At 43.3% G+C, this 20,912-nt stretch carries 19 protein-coding genes and 1 pseudogene; 18 read left to right on the forward strand and 2 right to left on the reverse strand.

Features of this window, described 5'->3' with window-relative positions; all coding sequences use genetic code 11:
- The first annotated feature begins 90 nt into the window (after positions 1–90).
- The 8 genes from ACQ5BJ_RS03695 to ACQ5BJ_RS03730 all read left to right on the forward strand — a co-directional run bounded on the left by ACQ5BJ_RS03695 (position 91) and on the right by ACQ5BJ_RS03730 (position 10,641).
- The gene (locus tag ACQ5BJ_RS03695) at positions 91–549 is read left to right on the forward strand and encodes a cupin domain-containing protein (protein WP_430108621.1); all 459 of its coding nucleotides are present in this window, start codon (positions 91–93) and stop codon (positions 547–549) included.
- 583 nt (positions 550–1,132) lie between these two features.
- Positions 1,133–3,475: a helix-turn-helix transcriptional regulator gene (locus ACQ5BJ_RS03700; RefSeq protein ID WP_268594832.1), complete on the forward strand. Its 2,343-nt coding sequence runs from the start codon at positions 1,133–1,135 to the stop codon at positions 3,473–3,475.
- Positions 3,476–3,678: 203 nt separating this feature from the next.
- Positions 3,679–4,866, forward strand: a complete 1,188-nt coding sequence (locus tag ACQ5BJ_RS03705; RefSeq protein WP_430108624.1) for a M20 family metallopeptidase — start codon at positions 3,679–3,681, stop codon at positions 4,864–4,866.
- A gap of 1 nt (position 4,867) precedes the next feature.
- A complete protein-coding gene (locus ACQ5BJ_RS03710; RefSeq protein WP_390917827.1) occupies positions 4,868–6,277 on the forward strand; it encodes an MFS transporter in 1,410 nt (469 codons plus the stop codon).
- Between the two features lie 282 nt (positions 6,278–6,559).
- A complete protein-coding gene (locus tag ACQ5BJ_RS03715) occupies positions 6,560–6,763 on the forward strand; it encodes a hypothetical protein (protein ID WP_289355574.1) in 204 nt (67 codons plus the stop codon).
- A gap of 285 nt (positions 6,764–7,048) precedes the next feature.
- Positions 7,049–8,461, forward strand: a complete 1,413-nt coding sequence (locus ACQ5BJ_RS03720) for an NAD(P)-binding domain-containing protein (protein WP_430108627.1) — start codon at positions 7,049–7,051, stop codon at positions 8,459–8,461.
- A 34-nt stretch (positions 8,462–8,495) separates the two neighbouring features.
- Positions 8,496–9,425: a DMT family transporter gene (locus ACQ5BJ_RS03725; protein ID WP_268620637.1), complete on the forward strand. Its 930-nt coding sequence runs from the start codon at positions 8,496–8,498 to the stop codon at positions 9,423–9,425.
- A gap of 244 nt (positions 9,426–9,669) precedes the next feature.
- The gene (locus ACQ5BJ_RS03730) at positions 9,670–10,641 is read left to right on the forward strand and encodes a glycerophosphodiester phosphodiesterase family protein (RefSeq protein ID WP_268620636.1); all 972 of its coding nucleotides are present in this window, start codon (positions 9,670–9,672) and stop codon (positions 10,639–10,641) included.
- A gap of 223 nt (positions 10,642–10,864) precedes the next feature.
- On the opposite strand, the gene ACQ5BJ_RS03735 is transcribed toward ACQ5BJ_RS03730, so the two are convergent.
- Positions 10,865–11,488 (reverse strand): DUF2272 domain-containing protein, encoded by a 624-nt coding sequence (locus tag ACQ5BJ_RS03735; RefSeq protein WP_430108631.1) that lies wholly within the window; start codon positions 11,486–11,488, stop codon positions 10,865–10,867.
- 279 nt (positions 11,489–11,767) lie between these two features.
- Here ACQ5BJ_RS03735 and ACQ5BJ_RS03740 point away from each other — a divergent pair, with 279 nt between their 5' ends.
- The 6 genes from ACQ5BJ_RS03740 to ACQ5BJ_RS03765 all read left to right on the forward strand — a co-directional run bounded on the left by ACQ5BJ_RS03740 (position 11,768) and on the right by ACQ5BJ_RS03765 (position 17,479).
- Positions 11,768–11,938: a hypothetical protein gene (locus ACQ5BJ_RS03740; protein WP_430108634.1), complete on the forward strand. Its 171-nt coding sequence runs from the start codon at positions 11,768–11,770 to the stop codon at positions 11,936–11,938.
- 188 nt (positions 11,939–12,126) lie between these two features.
- On the forward strand, positions 12,127–12,822 hold the full coding sequence (gene rpiA / locus ACQ5BJ_RS03745; RefSeq protein WP_163979176.1) for a ribose-5-phosphate isomerase RpiA: 696 nt from the start codon (positions 12,127–12,129) through the stop codon (positions 12,820–12,822).
- A 619-nt stretch (positions 12,823–13,441) separates the two neighbouring features.
- On the forward strand, positions 13,442–14,569 hold the full coding sequence (locus tag ACQ5BJ_RS03750) for an endonuclease/exonuclease/phosphatase family protein (protein ID WP_430108637.1): 1,128 nt from the start codon (positions 13,442–13,444) through the stop codon (positions 14,567–14,569).
- A 278-nt stretch (positions 14,570–14,847) separates the two neighbouring features.
- Positions 14,848–15,327 (forward strand): DUF2975 domain-containing protein, encoded by a 480-nt coding sequence (locus ACQ5BJ_RS03755; protein WP_268620628.1) that lies wholly within the window; start codon positions 14,848–14,850, stop codon positions 15,325–15,327.
- Positions 15,328–15,337: 10 nt separating this feature from the next.
- A complete protein-coding gene (locus ACQ5BJ_RS03760; protein ID WP_268620627.1) occupies positions 15,338–15,556 on the forward strand; it encodes a helix-turn-helix domain-containing protein in 219 nt (72 codons plus the stop codon).
- Positions 15,557–16,585: 1,029 nt separating this feature from the next.
- The gene (locus tag ACQ5BJ_RS03765) at positions 16,586–17,479 is read left to right on the forward strand and encodes an endonuclease I family protein (RefSeq protein ID WP_430108641.1); all 894 of its coding nucleotides are present in this window, start codon (positions 16,586–16,588) and stop codon (positions 17,477–17,479) included.
- A gap of 14 nt (positions 17,480–17,493) precedes the next feature.
- On the opposite strand, the pseudogene ACQ5BJ_RS03770 reads toward ACQ5BJ_RS03765, so the two are convergent.
- Positions 17,494–17,746 (reverse strand): annotated as a pseudogene (locus ACQ5BJ_RS03770) (cyclase family protein); the annotation flags it as partial.
- A 152-nt stretch (positions 17,747–17,898) separates the two neighbouring features.
- On the opposite strand from ACQ5BJ_RS03770, the gene ACQ5BJ_RS03775 reads away from it, so the two are divergent.
- The 4 genes from ACQ5BJ_RS03775 to ACQ5BJ_RS03790 all read left to right on the forward strand — a co-directional run bounded on the left by ACQ5BJ_RS03775 (position 17,899) and on the right by ACQ5BJ_RS03790 (position 20,222).
- Positions 17,899–18,885: a patatin-like phospholipase family protein gene (locus tag ACQ5BJ_RS03775; RefSeq protein ID WP_430108644.1), complete on the forward strand. Its 987-nt coding sequence runs from the start codon at positions 17,899–17,901 to the stop codon at positions 18,883–18,885.
- Positions 18,886–18,984: 99 nt separating this feature from the next.
- A complete protein-coding gene (locus ACQ5BJ_RS03780) occupies positions 18,985–19,272 on the forward strand; it encodes a hypothetical protein (protein ID WP_430108646.1) in 288 nt (95 codons plus the stop codon).
- 233 nt (positions 19,273–19,505) lie between these two features.
- Positions 19,506–19,883, forward strand: a complete 378-nt coding sequence (locus ACQ5BJ_RS03785; RefSeq protein WP_430108649.1) for a hypothetical protein — start codon at positions 19,506–19,508, stop codon at positions 19,881–19,883.
- A 126-nt stretch (positions 19,884–20,009) separates the two neighbouring features.
- Positions 20,010–20,222 (forward strand): hypothetical protein, encoded by a 213-nt coding sequence (locus tag ACQ5BJ_RS03790; protein ID WP_430108651.1) that lies wholly within the window; start codon positions 20,010–20,012, stop codon positions 20,220–20,222.
- Positions 20,223–20,912: the final 690 nt, after the last annotated feature.

The raw sequence follows: 20,912 nt of genomic DNA on the forward strand, positions 1-20,912 counted from the left end.
AAAGTGTATCACAGCTCTATTGGTTGCTATGCTCATTGCAAGTAAAATGGTTCCAAAAAAACTGCACCAAGAAATTAGAGGAGGGTACCCATGAGTATCGATAAAAAGATGATTGAAGAGATGGTTCGTAAAATCATCATGGAAAAATTAGGGGCTGATGCTGTTGAAGAGAATGTTTATAGAGGTCCTGGAGGGATTACTTCCGTTAAAGTGCCAAATATGAAAGTAACAGAAGAGGATCGTCTCGACACAGGCAACCCTAATGATATCGTCTATTGTAAAGATCTTTTTTCGCTAAAGGAAAGTCCAAGACTTGGCTGCGGTATCATGGAAATGAAAGAGACAACCTTTGACTGGACACTTAACTATGATGAAATTGATTATGTGATTGGGGGACATCTGGATGTTATCATTGATGGTACAAAGGTGTCAGCTGATCCAGGAGAAGTGATCCTGATTCCAAAAGGAAGTAAGATTCAATTTTCTGTGCCAGAATATGCACGATTTATCTATGTAACATATCCGGCTAACTGGGCAGAACAAGCGTAACATTCTAATTTTCTACTGAATGCCCAAGGGTTTCTCAGTGCATTGATTAAGCAACAGCAAAGTTGATTAAATCGTCAGAACTAAATCAAATTTTTATCAAAGTGCCTGTAATTCATACGGGCACTTTTTTTGTTGCATAGAGGGCTACATTCCCAGATTGGCGGTTGTATTATTGGTGTGGTGTGGCTGGCAATTCCGATGCTTTTGTATCCGGGAGGAGAAAGATACCTACTCCCGCTTGAGCGCCTGTGGAAAGAACATAGGCAGAACACGATAAGCATGACTATTGGCCTTGCCCATAAATTTGTAGCCGATCATCCAGACACGAAGCTGGTTCATATCATCCATGGATCAATAATTGGTGCTGCTTATGAACATGATAGAACAAAGGCCTAATTCACACTCGCCAGTGTATGCAGAAAGATAGTCAAAAATGCGTTCATAAAATAGTTTTCGCGGAGTGGATGATCTGTCTGGAGCAGTGCTTTATAGAGATTACATTGCCTATTGTGAATCTTTGATCACTCTGTGTTTTATGGTTAGGCCTTATAATGAGAAAAAAATAACAGGAGGTCTGGTCCCAATGGCGATGCAGAGACGAGAGGACTATCAGGTGAGGGTGGAAAATATTAAGCACCTTCCACCAACACAGTTTTCAGGCGTTACAATCATTTTCATGATTCAGGGCGAGGTGGAAATACATATTACCCAGTCTAACTACACCCTGCATGAAGGTGATGTGATGGTCATCAATCATAATGAGAGCCATTCCATTCGAGGAAGTGACAATAATGTACTGATCGTATTGCAGATAGCCGGACATTTTTTTGCCTCTCACTATGAAGGATACTTCCACTCCCGGTTTCATTGTATCTCGCAGGAGATGGATTATGGCCGGGAAAATATGCTGGGCATGCTTCGCCGGCACTTATCGGAAATGATAATCTCCAGCTCTAGGAATGATGACAGCAGTAATCTTGAGATCCAGAGCAATATTTATCGGACGATGCTGTTGCTTACCCGTTTCTTTAGAAGAGAAATCTCTCTGCGGACAGGAAAGCATTTCGATGAGAGAATCACTCGAATTATGAACTATATGGAGCAAAAATATGATGAGCCCTTGACGTTGAAGGAGGTAGCGGATAGGGAGTATTTATCGGTATCGTATTTATCTCGTTATTTCAAGAAAATAACAGGTATCGGCTTTCAGCAGTACTTAAACCAGATCCGTTTGAAGCATAGCGTGGAAGCCCTGTTATATACGACAGAGCCGATTTTGCAAATTGCGCTTAATCATGGGTTTCTAAGTACGAAGCATTTCAGTACGGTATTTAAAATGAACTATGGGAAATCACCAAGCCAGTATCGGCTGGAGCATTCCGGTGGAATGCATGAGGATACGAGAAACGCGGCCGATATAACGGAGATCCCCCCGATCCTCTACACTCCGGAACTCATTGGACGGTTATCCCGATACATTGAAGACGCCGATACAAGTCAACTACCTAATGAAGCACAGTTCAAGACGAGAGAAATCCAGATTCGCCCGGATAAGGCGGCGGAGGTTGCGGCAAGCGATCATATTCTAGTGATTGGCGAATTGAAGGAACTGCTTAAGGAAAATGTGCGCCAGCAGGTCCTGCAATCCAAACATGAGCTGCGCATTACACATGTAGGAATACGGAATTTGATATATGGTCGAACCTTTTTGCCTGAGGTGGAGACGGACGAGCCGTTCGCAACCTCATCGCCGTATGTGAATGCGGACATTACTCTGCATTTTTTGCAGCAGGCAGGCCTTGATTTGTTTATTCGGGTGGAATATCAGGAGATTACGAAAGATGAAGAGCGATATTTTAAAAAGCTGGACGAGTTCATTTGCCATGTTCTGAATGTATTTGGCCCGCGGTTTGTGGGCAGCTGGAGTGTCATGTTTTTTAATCCTCAGCTGACACTTGTATCGGCTGCAAAAATGAGACGCGTCTATTTAAGGTTGTACCAAGTTTTGAAGAACCGTTCTCAAAGCTTGAAGGTTGGCTTATTTATGCCCTTCTCAGAGCAGAATTCCGAAATTTCCACTTCACACCGCTGGCAACTGGAGGAGATGAAACATATTGATTTCATATCGTATAACGCCAATCAGAACGAGGTCGTCAACTTTGATAACTACGACGTCAACGAATTCAAAGAAAAGGAGGATTATATTCTTTCGAAGACGCTGGCTTTGAAGAAATATCTGAATCAGCAGCACATCGAGAAGCCGCTTATCCTCATTACATGGAATACGTTAAGCGGGAATACGCGATATACGAACGGGATATTCTTTCGCGGAGCCCAGATCATGAAGATGATCTTTGATCTTAGCAGTGAGGTAGAAGGCATCGGCTTCTGGCTGAGCACAGAGCTGCATGAGGAAGAGCATAAGGGCGGGAACATTGTGTTGGATGGGCTTGAACTGTTTCATTATTACAGTGGAAAAAGGCCTGCCTACTATGCGGTTCAATTTAAAGAGCGTCTCCGCGGTAAAATCGTAGCCCAAGGCAATGACTATATTATGACGCAAAACGAGAAAGGATATCAGCTGGTTCTGTTCAATCGCAAAAACTTCAATCCACGTTACTCCGTGGAAGAGATTTATGTTAAAAGCCTGAGGAAGGAGCTGCATATCCATTTGTCCGGACTCGCACCGGGACCGTACCAAATCCGTAAATTCATATTTGACCGCACACATGGGGCGCTTTATTACAAATGGGGAGAAGTCACTACCAAATACGGACGGGATCTGGAAGTGATGAATTATATTGTTCAGGCGTCTCTGCCTGCCCTGGAATTAGCGGATGATTGGATTGAAGAAGAATGGTCGTTTTATGCTTATCTGGACATTAATGCGATTCATTTCATTGAATTGCACAAAATTTATGAATAACTGAACCGCTGGGGAAGAAAAGTAAAATGGAAATTCCTTTTTTTTGTCCTGTGATGCTTAAAGGTCAGCAAAGATGACAAAAAATAAGAATAACAGGTAAATATAACGAACTTAAATTGGACTGGATTTCTTTAATATAAGGATATAAACATTGTTCAATGTTGATGTTACTTAACAGGACAAAATGAAGGAGGTCATTTGGAATGAAGGAACAATTATTTCAAAGACTACGCGAAAAGAAAGAGCGGATCATTGAGATAAGGCGTTACTTGCATGCTCACCCTGAGCTATCTTTTCATGAGGAGAATACAGCTAAATATATTCGCAATTTCTATGCTGATAAGGATTGTGAAGTTCGTAACAACGTTGGTGGAAATGGAGTTGTCGTTACGATCGATAGCGGTAAACCGGGGAAGACGGTTGCTATCCGCGCCGATTTCGATGCGCTTCCAATTACAGAGGAGACCGGACTTCCATTTGCGTCGGAGAGCCCCGGCGTTATGCATGCGTGCGGTCATGATGGGCATACAGCTTACATGCTCATTCTGGGCGAGACCTTAATCGAGATGAAGGATCAGCTCCGGGGCAAGATAGTTATCCTGCATCAGCATGCGGAAGAGACTCCTCCTGGCGGCGCAATGCAAATGATCAAAAATGGCTGCCTTGATGGCGTAGATAATGTATTTGGCATTCATGTGATGTCTACGCTGGAGACGGGAAAAATATTTTATCGCGAAGGAAATATACAGACCGGACGCGCTTATTTCAAAGTAAAAATTATTGGCAAAGGCGGACATGGCTCCTCGCCTCATATGGCGAATGACGCGATTGTTGCTGGAAGTTATTTCGTTCAAGCGGTGCAGACGATTGTTAGCCGGCGCTTGAATCCGTTTGATGTAGCGTCGATTACCATTGGCTCCTTCGATGGCAAGGGAAGCTTCAATGTCATTAAAGATTCCGTGGAACTGGAAGGTGACGTGCGGGTTATGACCGAAGAAACCCGTGTAGTGGTTGAACGGGAGATTCGTCGGATACTCGATGGACTACAGGCCATGTTCGGAATTACGTATGAACTGGATTACCAGAATGATTACCCTGTACTCTATAACGATCCGGAGTTGACGGAATTCGTAGCTAATTCATTAAAGAACAGCTCTATACCTGGTGTCACTGGAGTGGAACGCTGTGAACCACAGCCTCCTTCCGAGGATTTCGCCTATTATGCTAAAGAACGCCCAAGCGTATTCTTCTACGTTGGGGCGATGCCGGCAGACGGTACGTATTACCCGCATCATCATCCTAAATTCGACATCAATGAAGACTGCTTGCTTATTGCTGCAGAAGCGATGGGCGCTGTGGTTGTAGACTACTTAAGAAGGGATGACAAGTAATATGGAAACCCAATATCGAGGTACAAATAAGCTGATCATCGGGATTGTATTCGGAGTAATCACCTTTTGGCTATTTGCTCAATCCATGGTTAACATCGTACCAGACGTTCAAGCCGATCTAGGAATTTCACTGGATGTCCTTAATATCGCGATCAGTTTGACGGCATTATTCTCCGGGATTTTTATCGTCGTGGCCGGGGGATTGGCGGACAAGCTTGGACGTATGAAGCTAACTTATGTTGGGTTAGTGCTTAGCATCATTGGCTCTTTGTTTCTTATACTTGCCCACGGCTCCGTTCTGTTGATTATCGGACGGATTGTTCAGGGGTTATCGGCCGCGTGCATCATGCCGGCTACGATAGCTCTAGTCAAAACTTATTATGACGGAGCGGATCGTCAGCGGGCGCTAAGTTATTGGTCGATCGGCTCCTGGGGCGGCTCGGGCGTATGTTCTTTTGCCGGGGGCGCGATTGCCACTTATATGGGCTGGCGCTGGATTTTCATTATCTCCATTGTGTTCGCAATACTCGGGATCTTCCTGATCAAGGGAACTCCTGAGAGTAAGGGTGAACAGACCGGAAATTCCAAGTTTGATGCTAGCGGTTTGTTGACTTTTATCGTAGCGATGATCTCATTGAATCTGTTCATTACCCGTGGATCCTCGTTTGGTTGGACTAGCGCTGCCACGATTTTGCTAATTGTTGTATTCTTGCTGTCTGCCTTTGTATTCTTCAAAATTGAGACTCATAAAGCTGGCAGCGGTTTCATTGATTTCTCCTTGTTCATGAATAAAGCCTATTCCGGTGCAACGATTTCCAATTTTCTGTTGAATGCGGTTGCCGGTACACTTGTGGTCGCGAATACGTATATCCAAGTGGGTCGCGGTTTCACGGCATTTGCAACAGGCATGCTCTCGCTCGGTTATCTGGTCAGTGTGCTGGTCATGATTCGAGTTGGTGAGAAGATTCTGCAGAAGATCGGGGCGCGTAGACCGATGCTACTCGGTTCCACTTTGACAGCTATCGGGATTGCCTTGATGGCTTGTACCTTTGTTGAAGGAACGACCTATTCTATCCTCGTGTTTATCGGTTTTATGTTGTTCGGCATCGGCCTGGGAATGTATGCGACGCCTTCGACCGATACAGCGGTAACCGCTGCGCCTTCCGATAAAATCGGGGTGGCTTCGGGTATTTACAAGATGGCAAGTTCGCTAGGCGGTTCCTTCGGTGTGGCGATTTCCGCGGCAGTGTATGGAACAATAGCGGCCTCCGGCAAATTGGAACTTGCGGCGTCTGTTGGCCTTCTCGTGAATGTTGCATTCTGCGTACTGTCGATCCTTTCCATTCTTGTTCTCGTCCCTAGTGACAAGAAGACGGAGAAGCTGAAGCTCTCTAAAGCTTCAAAAGCTTAATCGGATCCAATCTATAAATTAAACTGGATTTGAATAAGCGAATTGGAGGAGTTAAGTAAGCGTAATCTATTGTTATCTATGCTCTAAACTCGGAATGAAGAGATAATTGAGATCGGACATTTGCATGCCCATCCAGAGCTTTCTTTTCATGAAGAAGCAACTTCACGAAATCCTCTATAACCACCTAAAAAAGCCGTCTTAGTTCGGCTTTTTTTGTTTTATAGGACCAAGTTTTTGTCCCAAGCTGAGGACAAAAACTTGATCCTATTGCCGAGTTGCTGAATGTCTAATCAAGAGTCTTATGCCGTGGCAAGCGATGCGGCATATACGCCTATCGATCCGCGGCATGTTAACGACTGGGCTAAAGGGCCGGAGAGAGGCGGGACCTCACGCTATTGTAACTGCTTCTTGTTCCCGCTTCACTTTTCGGTTTGGCTGCTTCGGATCGTGCCACAGGTGAAGCCGGCAGGCGACCCCGCTATTTGATCCAACCAAAGAAGTTCCTTCGTTTGATGGAGAGCCTTAAAAAAATTGTTAAAATTTTTATAATAGCCCTTTACATACTATAGGGGGGTAGGGTATATTGATTGTGAAATTAAGGAGGTGAGGCAATGTAGATGATTTCAGAAAGTTTTAATGAAAATTGTTGTAATCACATCAATGCTGCTCATAAGACGGTGCAAGAAAAAGCCGCCATTCCGATAAAGTAAAGAATAACTTAATGATTCGTTCAGAAGATTATAATCCATATATTGAAAGAGGTGGAAGATCATGAATTTAGAAGCTTTAAATGAACAAGTCAAAAGGGATCTTTCGTATCTTGCATTTGGGGGAGAGGACTGGGTATGCCGGGCCCGCCATCCCGAGGGGCATGTCTACGATGCCGTGATTGTAGGAGGGGGCCAGTGTGGATTAGGTGTGGCCTTTGGGCTTTTGCGTGAAAGAATATCTAATATCCTTGTCATCGACGAAAACGTTGAAGGATATGAAGGGCCATGGGTAACTTACGCTCGTATGAAGACATTGCGCACGGATAAACATTTGATATCCATTGATCTTGGAGTTCCTTCTCTGACATTTCGCTCCTGGTGGGAAGCGCAATTTGGACCACAAAGTTGGGAGGACATCGATAAGATTCCACGGAACGATTGGATGAACTATTTACGTTGGTATCGAAAGGTTCTTCATTTACCTGTTGTTAATGAGGTAAAGGTGAAGCTTATTGAGCCTGCAGGGGAAAATGTTTATCGACTGCATATGGAAGGAGCGGGAGCATCTTCTCAACCATTACTGGCCCGCAAGGTTATCTTAGCTACTGGTATTCAAGGCGGAGGGGAATGGCACGTACCCTCTATGATTTCCGAAACATTACCTCGTCACCTCTATGCACACACCTCAGAAGACATTGATTTTGAGACCCTTAAAGACAAGAAGGTGGCCATTTTAGGCGGTGGGGCCTCAGCTTTTGACAATGCCAATTTTGCATTATCTGAAGGCGTGGGTTCGGCTCATGTGTTTGTTCGCCGCACGGAGATGCCGCGCATTAACCCACTTCGACAAATGAGGGTATCAGGTCTAATTGAACGTTTTCATGTTCTATCTGATGCTGATAAATATTCCGTTATAGCCCATTACTTTAAGCATCAACCTCCTACAAATGACACGTTTGCACGTGCAGCCTCACATCCCGGCTTTACATTACACTTAGGTGCCCCATGGCTTGACGTACAGTATGAAGCTGAGAAGGTAATTGTCACTACTCCACAAGGTAATTTCACTTTTGACTTTCTAATCATTTCCACCGGTCTTGTGACTGATCATTCTTTACGTCCAGAGCTTAAGCTGTTTGAACCTCATATTGCACGTTGGGACGACTATTATCATGCACCTGCTGAGAACGCCAACCATAAGCTTGATGCGTATCCTTACCTTGGCCCTGACTTTACTTTCACATGCCGAGACAAAAAGGATACAAAGCTTCTTCATGGGCTCTTTGTTTTTAACTTTTCAGCTATAGTTAGCTGTGGTATTTCGGCCTCTTCGCTCCCTGGAATGAGATATGGGATACCTAGACTCGTCTCAGCTGTAGCAGACCAACTGTTCGCTGATAATCGGGAGGAGATTCTGAATAACTACTATTCTTATAATGAAGCTGAATTCGTTGGAGAATGGACAAAGACTTAGTTTCCTATTCAACTATTGAAGGGAGGATAGGCAATTGGGGAAGGTCTTTACAAAATCGACGTGTGCCTTACTATTATTAGTCTTTATTTGGGGTGGAAGTTGGCCAATCTATAAAATGGCTGTGCCTTATACGCCCCCGTTATTATTTGCAGGAATGCGTACCGTAATTGGGGGCCTTATCCTTGCAGCTCTCCTATATAAAATGAGGAACAGGATCAACTGGCGTGAAAATTGGCCGAAATATTGTATTTCAGCATTCTTTAATACGATTCTCTTTTTTGGGCTACAGACAATAGGGCTTAGTTATTTACCAGGAGGATTGTTTTCTGTGCTTGTCTATTTTCAACCCGTTCTACTTGGATTGTTTGCTTGGATTTCGCTTGGAGAGTACATGTCGCTGTTTAAAATTATGGGTATGATTATTGGATTTATTGGAATTGTAGTTGTCAGTGTGGACGGATTAACCGTTCATGTATCGAGCATGGGTGTGGTCTTAGGGTTGCTTGTGGCATTTAGCTGGGCACTTGGCGTGGTTTATGTAAAGAAGGTGAGCAGCGAAGTAGATGCTTTCTGGATGGTGTCTTTGCAGTTTATCATTGGTGGCGTTATTCTAATAGGTACTGGAACCATTGTTGAAAACTGGTCAGCAATTGAATGGAATGGTAAGTACCTTTTTGGACTCGGATACGGCTCTACTTTCGGCATTCCACTGGCCTATATCATTTACTACAAACTTATTCATGCTGGAGAGGCAAGCAAAGTCGGGACATTTACGTTTCTTGTACCGATCATTGCCGTAATCATCAGTACGGTGTTTTTAAATGAACCGGTTACTTACCGCCTTGTCGTAGGGCTGTTATTAGTAGGTGTCAGTATTTATTTCGTGAATGATCGCGGAAAAAAGGGGAATGCTTCATTATTCAATAGAGCGCAGGAAAAATGTAATACGAAAGATGTCGGATGACAAGAACGTATATGCTTAAAAGCCGCGTAGCAGCGGCTTTTTTATTTGTTTGTTGAATGATTCAATGATATTCGGTGAACATATGCTTGTGTCACTAAACTGTATAGAAAAAGATTTGATTTTCAGATAATCGTTATCCGGATTACATTTTTATACATTGCACTGTATTAAAAGTTCTACTACCCTTATAAAAGGGATATAACATGTAAAGTCATTTTAAAGTAAGAAAAGAAAGGATAAACAAATGAAAAAAAGAAAAAAGAAAAAGACATATATCATTTTTGGGGTAACCCTTTTGGTTGTTATGGTTTGGATAAATAATACGAGCCTATTTTATTCGAAAGATACAAATTATAAGATTCTGGCTCATAGAGGGTTGGCTCAAACCTTTGATATTTCACAGGTAGAGTATGATACGAATACAGCTGAAATCATTTATCCACCTGAGCACCCTTATTTAGAAAATACAATTCCTTCTATGAAGGCAGCATTTGATCATGGTGCTGACGTCGTGGAATTAGATATTCAGTTAACGAAGGATCATCAATTAGCTGTTTTTCATGATTTTACTTTAGCGTATAGAACAAATGGTAAAGGTGAAGTCAAAGATTATATAATGAACGAATTGAAGAAACTAGATGTCGGCTATAGATATACGGCTGATAATGGAGAGAGCTATCCGTTTCGTGGCAAAGGCATTGGTATGATGCCAAGCTTAGATGAGGTGTTTGCAGCTTTTCCTAATAAAGAGTTTTTAATTCATGACAAAGATGGAGATATGGAAACAACAAAAGTATTGTGGGATTCTTATTTAAGTAAAATGTCTAAAAATCAATTAGATAAAATAACAGTTTATGGTGATGGAGACAGCGAAGGGTTTGATTATTTACGTTCAAAACATGCAGAGTTGAAATTGTTAACGAAAACAATGATGAAAAATGCACTTTTAAAATATGAATTATTAGGTTGGACGGGATATATTCCGAAAGAATTGCATAATATGGAGCTGCATTTGCCTTTAAATTATGCGAAGTTCTTATGGGGTTGGCCAAATAAATTTATTGATAGAATGGAGTCTGTCAACACGCGGGTCGTAATCGTAGAGGGAAATGGTAAATGGTCAGAAGGATTTGACACAAAAGAAAGCCTTGAAAAAATTCCAGAAGGATATCAGGGCTATATATGGACAAATAGAGTTGATAAGGTTACTAAATGATTTCATTCATCAAAAATAGTTGATTCTTCATGATAAGGTATCGTACTTCTTATGTAATTAAAGGGCAGCATTCCTGTTGTGAATAGACAAAAATCCCATCGTAAAGAACCTGATGGGATTTTTATTATGGGTTCGGGAGCGATAGGCTAAGAGATCGCGGCAATATTCATGCGATTGCACGATCCTTGGATCTCCAGAGAACCACAAACCGTCTATATACCAGCTATACATTGATCCGCACAATTGCGAAATGAGAGTTTTCTCCACCAGTTGAATTGACAAATCCATTATCATTGAGCGGGAAAGTATTTTGCTTAACCGTATCTGATACATTTCCGCCGATGACTGTTATGTAAGTGGAGCTTACACCAATGACAATGTCACCATGCGTCTCTTTAGAAATAAAGTCGTTCCACGTTGCACCGCTTCCATTTCTACTCTTTACTACAATATCACCTTCTTGTGGTCTCACCTCATTAATAGCGAAAGCCCAGAAGGGATTACTTGCACTATTCATTTGTCGATTAATCTTGGCAGGCGCAGTATAGCGCCAATGTGCGGCCGGATTTCCGAATTCATTCCGATAATTTGATTCATCATGAACCTTGCCAAAACGATCGCCTCCGCCTGCCTGAGTCACAATCCATGAGATAAAGGCAGCACTCCAAGCACTTCCTGGAATTGTTATATATTCTGGTATTGATACTTCCTTATAAACACCTTGTTGCCAATATTCACGTATCCGTGCTTGCATATCATATTCCTTGATGGTTCCTTTATTCCACGTCAATTCGTATTCCTGCTTTGCAAGATGGATCATTTGCTGCCTTACGTTTTCCCAGCTCAAGCTTATCTGCTCCTAACTACTACTAAAATAAAAAAATTCCAAGTGTCCAAATACACGACTTTCCGTCACCCTTGGATAGTATCCCAATCAACTCGCAAGCTATTCATGATAATGGGTTAAGAGATATAATGATGCGGATGCCGCCCATTACGAGATCATTTCACACCAATTTTAGAAAACAGCCTCAGACTATATAATCGTTGCGTTCTCGAAAAGGACTATCAAATATCATTTGAGATGGCGTTTAAACACGATCAAACCGTTCTGCTTGAAAAATTCATGACAAGTAAAGAATATCGATTCCTGATTATGGGCGATGAGGTTGTAGGGATACTGCATCTCGTATTAGCCAATGTCGTGGGGGATGGAATTCACACGATTGAGCAGCTCGTCCATGAAAAGAATAAAGATCCGCTTCGGGGTCGCGGTTATAAGATACCTTTATTATAGGAAGATAAGCGCGACAAGGGTTTGAATATACTTTTATACATATGAACAAAATACAATGTGTTCTACACTATGAAGCATATATCGCGGAAAGTGGTCGATACGGAGGGGGAAGCCTTTGTTAAGACCAAATTGTTCGTTGAAGAGGTTGTATCAAAAAATCAGCTAGCTTTGCGTGGGTGAAACGACAGATGACCAATTATGAACAAGAAAAAGAGCTAGCTGCATTAAGGGCGCTGGCTTATGTAGAAGACAAAATGATAATCGGGATCGGAAGCGGAAGCACGGCAAGCCACTTTATCCAATTTCTCGGAGAGAAAGTGCGAGAAGGGCTTCAAGTAACCGGCGTGCCTACGTCCAAAGAGACGGAGCGCCTCTGTACCTTAGTTGGCATTCCACTGATTACGACTCAGATTCCGGAAAAAATTGATCTTACCGTTGACGGAGCAGATGAATTCGATCCGTATCTGCGATTGATAAAAGGGGGAGGCGGCTACTTGCTTAAGGAAAAACTGGTTGCCTCTTGTTCCGCTAGCACGATTATTATTACAGATTCCAGAAAACAAGCAAGCGTACTCGGCCGCACATACGCGCTACCGATCGAAGTGATTCCGCTAATGTGGAGCCAGATCGCGAAGAAGCTCAGGGACTTGGGAGGGGAAGCAAAATTACGCTCTCTTGGGACACCGCCTGTACCTTATTGGAGCGAAAATGGCAACTATATTCTAGACTGCAAGTTCGCATCTATCGATCAACCAGAACGCCTCGCCCAGGAGCTATCCCGAATGAACGGCGTGGTCGAACACGGACTGTTCATCGGAATTGCAGATGAGGTTATCATGGGGGAGAATGAGGGGACGAGATGTTTCCGCGTTGGCTCAAAATGACAGAGTTCCAATGTTGTTTTTCCGGAGCAGCGAGCGGCTAGTTTATAGTCCAAATTGCTGCAATGGGGCGAGTCCCGTTGCAGCAATCAACATCAATATGACGGCCTTCACCCCACGCAAGAGAACACGTATTGGATTACAGACTGCTGGTAACATATCCATGGTATTGAAGACCGAAAAAAATTATTATAATCCCCAAATTAGGGATTTTTTAATGTTCGTAGAACAAAAGGAGCCCGTGAGGCTCCTTTTGTTTGTAATTATCACGTTTACGAAATGTGGCACATCTTATCGCATCACAAGAACATAATAACATTACCGATTCAAACGGTAACCATGATGATTCGTAAGAGAGCCATTTATCAAAGGCGGACGAGTGCGCGCTGCATAGTGACAATGAAATTTGATGAATTATTGCTAACGCATTCGGTTACAATACTTTGGGAATTCCGAAGTAATTAGGAGGAATACAAACGCTATATTCGTCTTGTTGATGATGCTGATGAAGTGGTGAATATCATTATTGAAAATGCGCCGTCCGTCGACCATGTCGTGCGTAAACTTGCCAAGTTTGGCATCATGGCTGATTAGATGCAACAAGTATAAGGAGGTAATTTTTTTGAGGCTAGCTTCATACAATGTCGAAAATCTCTTTGAGCGGGCTAAGATTCTAAATCAGACCGAATGGGTAAATGGAATTGATTCGGAAACTATGCTTGTATCCGGCCAGAAAGTTTTAGAAGGGGTCGCGAAACTTAATGCGCTTATAGCTCAGCAGACGTACAGTTCAACCGATAAAATTGAGATTGTGCGCTTGATGGAGGCACTTGGACTTAAGGAAAAAGATGAGTCAGATTTTGTCATACTGCGTCGGAATCGCGGAAAATTTGTTACTAGAAAGAATGATACACTAAAGGTTGTCGCAAACGGTCGCGAAGATTGGATAGGATGGCTTGAATTAAAGACTGAAGCAGTAAATGAGCGCGCAACGCAGAACACCGCAAGGGTGATCCGAAACATTGACCCCCAAATCATGGTGGTGGTAGAGGCTGAGCATAGGCCCTCACTTGTTATGTTTAACGAACAAATACTTTATCCCATTGCAAATTGGCGTTTTGATCACGCACTCTTAATCGATGGGAATGATACTCGCGGTATCGATGTCGGACTTTTTACTCGAGCACCATTTGCAATTGATTTCATGCGAAGCCACGTTGATGATATGGTGGACGGTATGCGAGTGTTTAACCGTGATTGCGCAGAGTACCACATTTCTTTGCCAGGAAGTCGAAACTTGGTCATTTTGGCCAACCACTTCAAGAGCAAAGCAAATGACAATGAAGCACTTAGAAAGAAGCAGGCAAAGCGAGTTCGCGAAATTTATGAGGGTCTGCGTGCTTCGAATATTGATCTAATTGCCGTGATGGGGGACCTTAACGATAGTCCAGATAGCGATTCACTTGCCCCACTTCTACGGGACGGTTCGGATCTTAAAGACGCCAGTGAAATCGAAGGTTTCGATTTTGCGGGCAGGCCCGGCACTTGGGGCGACGGTGAGGCCAAAGACAAAATTGACTATATATTAATGTCGCCTGCGCTGTTCCAGCTCGCCCGTGGCGGGGGCATTTACCGTGCGGGCGTTTGGGGCGGTAAGGACGGAACCCTATTTCCACATCTTCCTGAAATTACGAACGCTGCACAGGCTGCATCGGACCATGCCGCAATCTACGTAGATCTGGACTTGTAGCGTTTCTATTTAGATTTAAGATGCAGGATTAATGGAGGCTTCCGTAAGGAGTAAGGTCAGCTATAGTTGGTGGATCCCAAAAAACAGCAATATGTGCAAAACGTTATTGTAAATTTAACATTTTAAAGTAAGAGCATTTCTTTGTAATGAGAAATGCTCTTTATTTTTGTCAAATCGTGCAACAATATAAATGCAATAAAAATCAATATTTATTTATTGTATAACGATATATTTAATGATAAAGTTACTTTATCATTAAATCAAGTGAGGTGCTTTTTTTGAAAAAAGTAACGACGTTCTTTTTAAAGTTAGCTGTTATTCTTATCGGAATCCCCGTTCTTGCATTTTGTATATTTTTGGCTCCTAAAATCGGAGTTTTTGCTGGAAACTTGTATCCAGAAATTGCTTATCTAAAATCCCTCGTTTTAATTTTGTTGTATGGAGCGGCAGTGCCTTTTTACTTTGCTCTCTATCAGGCTTTTAACCTTCTGCGCTACATTGACGAGAACACAGCCTTCTCGGATTTATCTGTAAAGGCGTTAAAGAACATAAAGTGTTGTGCAATAACAATAAGTGGTTGGTACGTATTAGGTATGCCACTCTTTCATTTTATAGGGGAGAAAGTTGACCCTCCTATCGGGTTTGTGGGACTCATCATTATTTTTGGTTCGTTGGTTATCGCCGTTTTTGCAACTGTTCTCCAAAGACTTTTACAAGAAGCGATTCATATAAAATCAGAAAATGATATGACGGTCTGAGGTGGAGGATATGGCAATTATTATTAATATTGATGTGATGTTAGCAAAACGAAAAATGAGTGTAACGGAGCTTTCAGAAAGGGTTGGAATTACTATGGCCAATCTTTCCATTCTGAAGAATGGAAAAGCAAAAGCGGTTCGTTTTTCAACATTAGAAGCGATATGTAAGACTTTGGATTGTCAGCCAGGAGATATTTTGGAGTACAAAAGCGAAAAGGACTCTCAATAAGAATATACAACAATTTTTTTAACTAACAGGACACGTTAGTTAAATGGAACAGCGACAGTCTAAGACTTTATTTTCTCATCCTTAGCTGTCGCTGTTTCGATTTCTAAGATCAGTCTAAAACTTATTTTATGGAGTCTGGTGGTATGACAATGCGAAAAGGCGAATGGAATAAAGATACGTAGTCTAATACTTTATTTTCTACTGACAGAAGGAATGTTTTTGACCTAAATAACGAAGGTGAAGTAATTGAATCCATGAATCTTTTTTTCAGAAAGTAAATCAAACATTAGTTTGAAAAGAAGTGTCAGTAGATTGAAAACACAAAGCGCAAAGTAATAAGTATTTCAAGCTGCTTGAATGGTATAAGATGTATAACATCTTTGTCGGGTGACAAGAACATAGTGACATCTAGTCGCGTAAAATGCAGTTTTTTGCTTTATGTCATCAACTTCTTGTCATATTCATTTGACAAGAAGTTGATGACATTTCCTTTTTTGAAATAACATAGGGCTCTTGTTGATGGGGAGCAGCAGACAAACTATACGTATAACAAACGCAACCAGTTAACAAGCGTCTTGGATGCAATGCCGAAATACTACCTTATTTGAATACAATGATGCTGGAGATATGACTAAGTTCACTAATGTCGACGGCATGTGACGACGTATACTTATATGGACTGCAGTACTAATTCGCTGGGGCAAACGACTAATTCGGAGTATGACGCCAATGGAAACCTGAATAAACCCATTACAGCAAATGGAAATATGTTAACGACGCATTACAATAAACTGAACCAAATCACAGATATATTTATAAGTGGAAAGATGAATTTTAGCTATGTATATGATGTGAATGGTAAGAAGGTTCTTGATAACGGAATTCAAACAAAGCATTATCAATACTATAAAAATGGCCACAGTCGTGATAACGACATTCCATAAAAAACGGACAAATATGGAAAAATATTTACTTCTTATTCGGGTACAATTAACAAGCAGATAATTTACTTGAAAAGGAGTTAATACGATGAAAAGATCTTGTTTCATCATTGCATTACTTATGCTTGCAATGTCAGTTACAAGCTGCGGAGCTAACAACATAGGTACAGCAAACACACCGAGCCCCCTAAGCAACACATCGAAACAATCCATACGCCAGACAGAAGTAGGTCGTGGTAATTTCAGAGTACTCAATACCAATCTGGATCAGGCCTATTACAAAAATGCAATTGGGAAAACGGGGGAGGACTTGAAAGAAGCCTTGCATCAAATTATAAAAAATCAAACCGTCTTAGAGTATGACGATGCGTGGGAAGCGTTGGGGGATACGGATGAGGATCCTAACAATTCTAATAATGTATTACTTTTGTATGCTGGACGATCAGAGTCTAAAGCCAATCACGGAAGTAACTCTGGTCAATGGAATCGTGAACATGTATGGGCACAACATCATGGGAACTTTGGAAGGACACGAGGAATAGGATCTGACTTGCATAATTTAAAACCTGAAGATGTTATAGTAAACAGAGATAGAGGTCATTTGGATTTCGATAAAACTGAAACACAAAAACCTGGAGAGAATAAATATCCAAATGCACCAGATACATTTAAGGATGGTGACTCTTGGGAACCAAGAGATGAAGTGAAGGGGGATATTGCAAGAATTTTCTTGTATATGGACACAAGATATGGAGCTGGGGACCAAATGGATTTGAAAGTTGTTAATCGTACAACTGAACATGATGGAACAGCTCCCGTACATGGAAAACTTGCCACACTTTTAAAATGGCATAACGAAGATCCTGTCGACGCATTTGAAATGAGACGGAATAACGTGATTTATGAAAAGTATCAACACAATCGTAATCCATTTATTGATCATCCTGAATGGGTTGCAAGTATTTGGGGCAGGATCCATTAACACCACCGTCTTAAGTCGAGCATGACGCCGTCGCCGTAAGACCATTCGAGCGGCAGCTCGTCGATCGTCCTTGCTTTTCGCCCTCCGACGTCGGCCAATAGTGCCACGGAGCGTCGATATGGGTGCCCGCGTGCGATTCAAGGTGACGGTTTCCGTCGCCCAAGTTTTGCCCTCGGGAAAATCCTCCTGCTTCAGGCCGAGAACGGCTGCAGCCTGCCTCGCACCGGAGTTTGGGCAGGAACATGAGTTTTCTGTATGAGAAGTATAATTGTGGTTATGTAACTAATTGGCTGAAAGCGGGTTGGAAAACATTACTGATAAAAATAGAATAAAACGGAACAGCGAACGAGAAGATATGAGGAACCATTCCAAGCTTGGCTAATGGGTTCAATTGATTAAACGATTAGGGGGCTTAACCAATGCTGGTGCCGAAGGAAGTGGACGCCGTATTTGAAGGCGGCGGTGTGAGAGGAATCGCCTTTGTCGGCGCCATCGAGACGATGGAAGCGCAAGGATGCGTCTGGCAGCGGATCGCCGGGTGTTCGGCCGGTTCGATCGTAGCGGCGCTGCTGGCAAGCGGGTACAGCGGTTCTGAGATCAAAGCGTTGATGAAGTCGCTCGATTATCAGCAATTGCTCGGACGTACGTGGCTAAATGAGGTTCCACTGTTAAGCAGGGCCCTGCCGCTTCTGCTGAGATCGGGCATGTATGTTAATGAGCCGCTTGAACGTACGCTTGAAAAGTGGCTGGCACAAAAAGGAGTTTGTACGTTCGGCGATCTGCCCCGCGGTAAGCTGACCATCATAGCGTCCAACGTCAGCAACGGCAAAATGGTCGTACTCCCGGATGATCTGCCGGATTACGGTTTGACTCCGGCTGAATTTCCGATAGCCAGAGCTGTGCGCATGAGCACCACGCTGCCATTCTTTTTCCAACCCTATCGCTGGCGGACGCCGCTCGGCTGCAGACCGTATTGGATACTGGATGGCGGCTTGCTGAGCAATTACCCGATTTGGCTGTTCGATGCGCCTACCGTTCCCCGATGGCCGACGTTTGGTTTTCGATTGACCGAAAAAAGAACGTACGATCCCGTAAGACGGATTCGCGGCCCGATTTCTTTATTTGATGCGATGTTTAAAACGATGCTGCAGGCGCACGATCAGCGTCACGTTGACAAGCATTCCGAATCCCGCACAATCTTTATTCCAACGCACAAAGTCGTTACGACGAAGTTCGATCTGACCGAATACGATCAAGCGTGGCTAATGGAATCCGGTCAGCGAGCGGCGCAAAGCTTTCTGGCGTCCTGGAACTTCGAGAAATACAAACGCGAATTCAGAGCGCAAGAGTCAGACGTAAATAAAGTACCGTTAACGCAGGAGGAAGACCGGCATGTGTATCATTAAGAACAATCGTTAAGGAAGTGGAGACGGCTGTGGATACCGAATTGCAGCGCGCCATCCGTCTTAAGGAAAAGTTGGAGGAAGAATGGAAGCGCAAGCGGAATGTCAATGCGGTTGACGTACGTCGGTCTGAAATACGTGGACGGGAAGATGACGGATCAAATGGCCATCCGTGCCTATGTTGACAAAAAGGCGGACGTACCGCCGCAAGACGTCATTCCTTCGACGGTTGAGGGAATCCCGACGGATGTGATCGAGAAGCGAGAAAAATTCGTGCTTCAGTTATTGGAAGCAACGGCTGAAGAAGGTGTCGGCAACGGCGGCAGCCGGGCAAATTCAAAGCCCCTTGTCCGGCGGGATGGCGATCGGCCCGTGCAGAAGCATTCGTGACAGAAGAATTTGGGGAACGCTTGGCGCATTTGCACAAAAGGAGACGGCATAACGTATGAATTAAGCTGTTTTCACGTGCTGTGCGGCGCTTCCAATTGGAAGCGGGGAGATCATTTTACCCAGCTGTCGCGGGAAGGTGTTTGCACTGAGGAGGCTATCTTCGGTACGCTCGCCGATGCCTGCCTGCGAGGCAACTTCGGACAGATTGAACAGGACACGAGTAAGGAGGTCGCTTGGGAGATTCCCGGAATCAGGCTATTAACGGGAACCGCCGAGCCCAAACCGGGCACTCGCGTCCGGAAGGTGGGGTCAGCCACCGGGCTTACTCACGGCGTTATCGAAGGACGATTACGGTCGACTTTTATGACGGGATCGGCGAGGTGACGTTCACGAGATCGATTCGGATCGTACCGGATACAAGTCATAATGCCAAGTTTTCCGCTAAAGGAGACTCCGGCGTCGTCATCATAACCGAGCAAAATCAAGTCGTAGGTTTGTTATTCGCAGGGACGGACGACGAATCCGTCACGATCGCCAACAATATATCCGAAGTCGTACAATCGCTCGGAATCACAGGCTTTGGAGGTGGCGGCGATGGCGGAGCTCACTAGAGTCTAGAGTCGCATTAGACAACGGGCTCACCGCTTATTTGTCCGAAGATCGTACCATCGGCTTTTGGACGAAAGCCGGCGGCCAAGCTCCCAAAAAAGCTGAGCTTTTCCAACGCATGCTTTAAGGTGCCAAGCAAGCTGATATTTTCGGACCGCGTCTCGTTGGAGCGAGCGGCCGAGTGGCCGGCCAAGCTGGGAACTGTACTGGACTCGCTGGCGGGTACGAAGCGCGCATACCTCTGGATGGGGACGGGCGAGGTGTCGTGCGACAGAATCCTAGCCAACAACGGATATAAAAGACTGGTCAATACGACAGGATATAAAACGAAAGCAACCTGAAAAGGCGGCAATCCAGTACGAAATTACAGTTGATGAGATCGAATAGCTTACAGAAGTATTAATAGCGAATTATAACAACGAGCCGTATAGTGGGCTTAAACTATTTAATCCCATTGGAAGTGATGAGACAACGCGTCGTTATGCGCGATATGATGCCGAGAACGATGGCTGAGGATAAACGAAATGAAGATATTTTTTCATGTTACACAACAAAAAGGACCATCCAAGGAAATGGGGAAGAAGGCAAAAGGCCATTTATTACATTTGAAGGAGTTCCATATAGAAGTGAAGTTTTATCGAGAAGCTTTAAATTAATCGGTTAGGAAGTCCATCTCGTCGTTAATATTAAGGATATTCGAGTATTAAAAGCATTTTTTTAAGATGGCCAGATCAAAAAACTGGTTCGGCGAAAAATATTTACTTATCAGAAACAGATGATCCTGTTGAATCTCTACATAATCATTTGGAGCAACGAGCGAAAAAGAATAAGAAATCCCGGAATGAGCTTGAGCATGTATGGAAGTACCGTAATCAACATAAAAGTACTACGGAGGCCAATAATACCACGGCGGATATGTAACTCCACAAAAACCGGAGGAAGATAGGCACACCGAGACAATCAGACGTTTGAATAAACTTTTATACATATGTACAAAATACGGGTTTTGTGAAACAGTACTATAGTTTTAA

The organism is Paenibacillus sp. B1-35 (assembly GCF_050474385.1).
Taxonomy (GTDB): Bacteria; Bacillota; Bacilli; order Paenibacillales; family Paenibacillaceae; genus Paenibacillus_B; species Paenibacillus_B alvei.

Bases quoted from the DNA above. Each gene is read 5' to 3' on its own strand.
- ACQ5BJ_RS03700 (WP_268594832.1), top strand. From the start codon at position 1,133: ATGGCGATGCAGAGACGAGAGGACTATCAGGTGAGGGTGGAAAATATT.
- ACQ5BJ_RS03710 (WP_390917827.1), top strand. From the start codon at position 4,868: ATGGAAACCCAATATCGAGGTACAAATAAGCTGATCATCGGGATTGTA.
- ACQ5BJ_RS03695 (WP_430108621.1), top strand. From the start codon at position 91: ATGAGTATCGATAAAAAGATGATTGAAGAGATGGTTCGTAAAATCATC.
- ACQ5BJ_RS03775 (WP_430108644.1), top strand. From the start codon at position 17,899: ATGCTGGTGCCGAAGGAAGTGGACGCCGTATTTGAAGGCGGCGGTGTG.
- ACQ5BJ_RS03760 (WP_268620627.1), top strand. From the start codon at position 15,338: ATGGCAATTATTATTAATATTGATGTGATGTTAGCAAAACGAAAAATG.
- rpiA (WP_163979176.1), top strand. From the start codon at position 12,127: ATGACCAATTATGAACAAGAAAAAGAGCTAGCTGCATTAAGGGCGCTG.
- ACQ5BJ_RS03780 (WP_430108646.1), top strand. From the start codon at position 18,985: ATGTCAATGCGGTTGACGTACGTCGGTCTGAAATACGTGGACGGGAAG.
- ACQ5BJ_RS03705 (WP_430108624.1), top strand. From the start codon at position 3,679: ATGAAGGAACAATTATTTCAAAGACTACGCGAAAAGAAAGAGCGGATC.
- ACQ5BJ_RS03740 (WP_430108634.1), top strand. From the start codon at position 11,768: ATGACAAGTAAAGAATATCGATTCCTGATTATGGGCGATGAGGTTGTA.
- ACQ5BJ_RS03730 (WP_268620636.1), top strand. From the start codon at position 9,670: ATGAAAAAAAGAAAAAAGAAAAAGACATATATCATTTTTGGGGTAACC.
- ACQ5BJ_RS03715 (WP_289355574.1), top strand. From the start codon at position 6,560: ATGTCTAATCAAGAGTCTTATGCCGTGGCAAGCGATGCGGCATATACG.
- ACQ5BJ_RS03720 (WP_430108627.1), top strand. From the start codon at position 7,049: ATGAATTTAGAAGCTTTAAATGAACAAGTCAAAAGGGATCTTTCGTAT.
- ACQ5BJ_RS03765 (WP_430108641.1), top strand. From the start codon at position 16,586: ATGAAAAGATCTTGTTTCATCATTGCATTACTTATGCTTGCAATGTCA.